This is a genomic window from Actinocrinis sp. (genome assembly GCF_035938995.1).
In the GTDB taxonomy this organism is placed as follows: Bacteria; Actinomycetota; Actinomycetes; order Streptomycetales; family Catenulisporaceae; genus DASZGI01.
Map to the genome: position 1 here is coordinate 1 of NZ_DASZGI010000088.1, position 4,910 is coordinate 4,910.

General features: G+C 69.5%; 5 protein-coding genes and 1 pseudogene. 5 read left to right on the top strand and 1 reads right to left on the bottom strand.

The features are described from left to right. The 4 genes and pseudogenes from VGZ32_RS05595 to VGZ32_RS05610 all read left to right on the top strand — a co-directional run. A partial coding sequence (locus VGZ32_RS05595; RefSeq protein WP_326884741.1) for a DeoR/GlpR family DNA-binding transcription regulator occupies positions 1–751 on the top strand: 751 nt, incomplete at its 5' end. 333 nt (positions 752–1,084) lie between these two features. Further along, a pseudogene (locus tag VGZ32_RS05600) lies at positions 1,085–1,776 on the top strand (aspartate/glutamate racemase family protein). A 178-nt stretch (positions 1,777–1,954) separates the two neighbouring features. Further along, entirely contained in the window at positions 1,955–2,407 is a 453-nt protein-coding gene (locus tag VGZ32_RS05605; RefSeq protein WP_326884743.1) for a MarR family transcriptional regulator, read from the top strand. A gap of 69 nt (positions 2,408–2,476) precedes the next feature. Continuing rightward, a complete protein-coding gene (locus VGZ32_RS05610; RefSeq protein WP_326884744.1) occupies positions 2,477–3,700 on the top strand; it encodes an epoxide hydrolase in 1,224 nt (407 codons plus the stop codon). 161 nt (positions 3,701–3,861) lie between these two features. Here VGZ32_RS05610 and VGZ32_RS05615 read toward each other — a convergent pair whose 3' ends face one another. Beyond that, complete coding sequence (locus VGZ32_RS05615; protein ID WP_326884745.1) at positions 3,862–4,491, bottom strand: helix-turn-helix domain-containing protein; 630 nt, start codon at positions 4,489–4,491, stop codon at positions 3,862–3,864. 66 nt (positions 4,492–4,557) lie between these two features. Between VGZ32_RS05615 and VGZ32_RS05620 the strand changes: the two genes are divergently transcribed. Next, positions 4,558–4,910: cupin domain-containing protein (locus tag VGZ32_RS05620; protein WP_326884746.1), on the top strand; the 353-nt coding region annotated here is incomplete at its 3' end.

The window sequence follows — 4,910 nt, forward strand, 5'->3', positions numbered from 1 at the left end:
GGACCGGCACCGACTGATCGCCCAGGCCGTGAAGGACTCGGGCAGTGCCACGGTCCCGCACCTCGCCGAGCTGACCGGCGCCTCGGAGATGACCATCCGGCGCGATCTGGACACCCTCGCCGCGCAAGGCGTCCTCGAACGGTTCCGCGGCGGGGCGCGCACCCTGCTGCTGCGGGGCCAGGAGCCGCCCTTCGCGCTGCGCGCCCACGAGGCGCTCGACGCCAAACGCCGGATCGCCGCCGGGGTCTCCCGACTCATCGCGGACGGCGAGACCGTCCTGCTCGACAGCGGCACCACCTGCCTGGAGGTCGCCCGGCTGCTGCATGGCCGACAGGTCACCGTGATGCCCCTGTCCTTGCAGGCCATCCACATCCTCAGCGACGCCCCCGCCGCGACCACCCTCATGGTGCCGGGTGGACGGCCCCGCAACGGTGAGGGCGCCCTGACCGGCCCCCTCACCCTCGCCTCACTCGCAGCGCTGCGCTTCGACACCGCGGTCCTCGGCTGCTGCGGCCTGAGCGCCGCCGAGGGTTTGACCGCCTACGACCTCGACGACGCGGCGGTGAAGCAGGCGATCATCGCCTCCACCCGCCGCATCATCGCCGCCGCCGACGGCAGCAAACTCGGCCGTACCGCCCACGCCCACGTCGGCCCCGCCACCCTCGTGCACACCCTCGTCACTGACACCACCGCGCCCGCCGACGAAGTAGCAGCGCTCGAAGCAGCCGGCACCATCGTCAAGACCGCCTAGAGTCCAGGGTCTCCTGCATACCATCCGCACTCGCCGCTGCCGAGGTTGCGAGCACCCACCCCGTCCGCGGCGCGCTCGGTCTGGGCCTCGCCGCTCTACCGCGCAGCGACCGCCGCGCTGTCCCTCTGCGGGCTCGGGACGTCCTACGGGGCTCGGATGTGCGATGCGTGCAGCTTGGCAGGCGATTCGGTGCCAGCCCCATGTCAGGCTGCTGCGGCGGTCGAGTATTCGTGGGCGGCACCGTCGAGGATCCCTCGGCGGCGGAGGCGTGGACGGCACGCCCGTGCCTCGTTTCCCGTTCCCCAGCTTGGTCGGCACGGGTATCGTCGGCTCGTGCGTACGATTGGCCTGATCGGCGGCATGAGCTGGGAGTCCACCGCGGAGTATTACAGACTCCTGAACACGCTGACTCGCGAGCGGGTCGGCGGGCTGCATTCGGCGAGGTGTGTGCTGTACTCGGTCGACTTCGCCGACGTCGAGCGGATGCAGGTCGAGGCCCGCTGGGGGGACGCGGCCGAACTGCTCGCGCACGCGGCGGGATGTGTGCAGGCGGCCGGCGCGGATTTCGTCCTGTTGTGCACCAACACCATGCACAAAGTCGCCGATGCGATCGCCGCCGCCATCGACATCCCGCTGCTGCACATCGGTGACGCCACGGCCGAGGCGGTCCTGGCCGCGGATGTGCGCACGGTAGGGCTGCTGGGCACCGCGTTCACCATGGAGCAGAACTTTTATCGCGACCGCCTGCAGGCCGCGGGCCAAACGTCCTCATCCCCGACGCGCCACAGCGCGAGGTGGTCCATCGCGTCATCTACGACGAACTGTGTCGCGGGGTCGTGCGGGACGAATCCCGCCGAGCATACCAGAAGATCATCACAGGTCTCGTTGACGCCGGCGCTCAAGGCGTCATCCTCGGCTGCACCGAAATCGAACTGCTCGTCGGCCAGGCGGACAGCCCGGTACCGGTATTCCCCACTACACGCCTTCACGCTGAGGCCGCGATTCGCGCCGCGCTCGCAGAGTAAGGTCCCCACGCCCGACGCCGTCAACAACACCATCAGGCCAGCGAGCCACGCGCCCGCTTCCTGATCCGCCCGCCAAGTACGCATGACCCGGCTCGAGCAGACCCTGGTCGTGCGTATTGGCGGGCGGGCGTCGGCATATGAATAAGAAACTTAGATAAGTCTGTGATATTGTTCGCTTGTGCAGGAGACGCCGAGATCAGGGCTCGACCCGGCCGAACTGGCCGCGGCCGTGGAGCGGTTCAACGGCTTCTACATCCGGCTGCCCGCCGTGCGCCGGCTCAGCTTCACCACGCTCTCCGTGCTGCACACCCTGGCCGAGCGCAGCCCGCGCCGGCTCGGCGAACTCACCGCGACCGAACAGGTCACCCAGCCCGCAGTCACCCAGATCGTCACCCGGTTGGAGCAGGACGGCCTGGTCGAGCGGCATCCGGATCCCTCGGACGGGCGTGCGGTGCTGGTCCACATCACCCCCGCGGGTGAAGAGGTGGTCGCCGCCCGACGGGCCAACCGGGTGGCCCGGATCGCGCCGATCCTTGCGCGGCTGACCGACCCGGAGCGCGCAGCCCTCGCCGCCGCGCTCCCCGTCCTGCACCACATCGCAGAGCTCGGCGAGGGCGCCGCAGCCTCATAGCTCAACAGCCGCTCTGTCACCCGTCACACGCTCGCACCGCCGGACAGTCGAAACCATCGGGGAGCCGACATGACCGCCCTGGCCTCGCTCGAGACAGCACCGATCCACGTGCCCGACACAGTGCTCGACGACCTGCGCCGCCGTCTCGACCAGACCCGCTGGCCCGCCGACGAGGGCAACGAAGACGGCTACTACGGCGTGTCCCGCACCGTCCTGGAACCGCTGGTCGAGTACTGGCGCACCGGTTTCGACTGGCGAGCCGCCGAACGGGCGATCAACCAGTACGCGCACTACGTCGTCGACGTCTGCGGCATCCCGGTGCACTTCATGCACCGCCCCGGCGTCGGCCCGCACCCGACACCGCTGATCCTCACGCACGGCTGGCCGTGGACCTTCTGGCACTGGGCCAAAGTGGTCGAGCCGCTCGCCGACCCTGGCGCCCACGGCGCGGACCCCGCCGAAGCCTTCGACCTGATCGTGCCGTCCCTGCCCGGCTTCGGCTTCTCCACTGCGCCGGCCGGGCGCCCGGACCTGAACTTCTGGAAGATCGCCGACCTCTGGCACACCCTGATGACCGAGGTCCTGGGCATCCCGCGGTACGCAGCGGCCGGCTGCGACGTCGGCGCGCTGGTCACCGGGCAGCTCGGACACAAGTACGCGGACGAACTGGTCGGCATCCACATCGGCTCCGGCCTGCGGCTGGACTTTTTCAACGGCGACCGCGCCTGGGACATCACCGGCGGCCGTCCGATCCCGGACGGCCTGGACGCTGCCACGCGCGCACAACTGATCGACTTCGAACGGCGCTTCGCCGTCCATCTGGCCGCCCAGATGCTCGCGCCCAGCACCCTGGCCTACGGCCTGTCCGACTCGCCGGCCGGACTGCTGGCCTGGCTCCTGGAACGCTGGGCGAAGTGGAGCGACAGCCACGGCGACGTCGAGAGCGTGTTCACCCGCGACGAATTGCTGACCCACGCCACGATCTACTGGGCCACCAACGCGATCGGCACCTCGATCCGCATCTACGCGAACCACAACCGCTACCCGTGGACCCCGTCGCACGACCGCACGCCGGCGATCGAGACGCCGACCGGAATCACCTTCGTCGGCTTCGAGAACCCGCCCGGCGTCGACACGGCGCACCGCGTCGAACACTTCCGGGCCGGCGACCGGGCCGCCTGGTACCGCCACGTCAACCTCACCGCGCACGACCGGGGCGGCCACTTCATCCCGTGGGAGGTGCCGGAGCTGTGGGTGGACGATCTGCGCCGGACCTTCCGTGGGCTGCGGTAGTCCCATCTCTGGCGAGGACGGGGCAGGGCGTGCCGGAGCGAAGCTTGGGGATCTTCAGCTCCAGGTCACCGGCCGAGAGCGGTGTTCACATCGCTTGCGGGTCTGGTGGTGTGCCCGCGTATGCCCGGCCCGTGGTTGGTACCGGGTGAGGCGCTGGCGCTTCAGGTCAACAGTTGGGGAATCACGCGCACTGCCCAGTCGACGTACTGTTGATGGCTCCAACCGCGGTCCATCGTCAGCGTTGCGTACACGTGTGGCCCCAGGAGGGTGAGCAGGACGTCGGTGGTCTGCTCGCGGTCGGCGGTGTCGGGCAGTAGTCGCCGTTGCGCGAGGGTGTCCACGAACGCGCGGTAGCCGCGCTGGCGCAGTACCTCGCCATTGTTGTGGGCTGCTTGCACGTCGGGCTCCGTGGGGCCGGCCGCCCGGACCACGGCTTCCAGCGGCGCGGTTCGGCGCAGGATCGCGGCGCACCCGCCGGTGAACGCGTCGATCGCATCGTGCAGGTCGCTGGTGGTCGAGGCGAGCCGATACCAGTCCGACTCGTCCGGTGGTGTGGGGCGGTCGTCGCCGAGCACAGCGGCTTCATAGACATGCGTGAGCAGCTCGCCCTTGGTGTGGAAGACGAAGTAGACGGTCTGCACAGCGACCCCGGCGCGCTCGGCGACCCGTGTCATCGTGGTGGCGTTGTAGCCATCGGCGATGAACATCTCGCGAGCGGCGCTCAGCAGCTTGCGGCGGGTGAGCGCGGAGCGCTCCGCCTGGATTCGCCGCCGGGGCTTGCTCTCGGGCATGTGGACCATGATAATCGGTGACAACCACTAGTGGTCGCCACTAGTAACTGAGTCGAGGTGAGACCGATGAGCGATCTCTCGCGCACCGTGAGCAATCCAGGCACCGGCGAGACCATCACGTTTCTGGAGACGTCGCAGGAGACCGGCGGCGCGCACGTCGTCGCCCTGATCACCCTTGCGCCGGGCGGCGCCGTCACGCCGCACTCGCACCGGATCACGGAGACCTTCGAGTGCGTCGAGGGCGCGTTCACCGTCCACCTCAAGGGGCGCGAGATGGCATTCGCACCAGGTGAAAGCGTGGTCGCCGACCCGCACGAGATACACGGGTTCCGTAACGACACCGACGCCGCCGCCACGCTCAAGGTGACCGCGACGCCCGCGGGCGACCTGGACCGGGTGCTGCGCACGCTCTGCGGCCT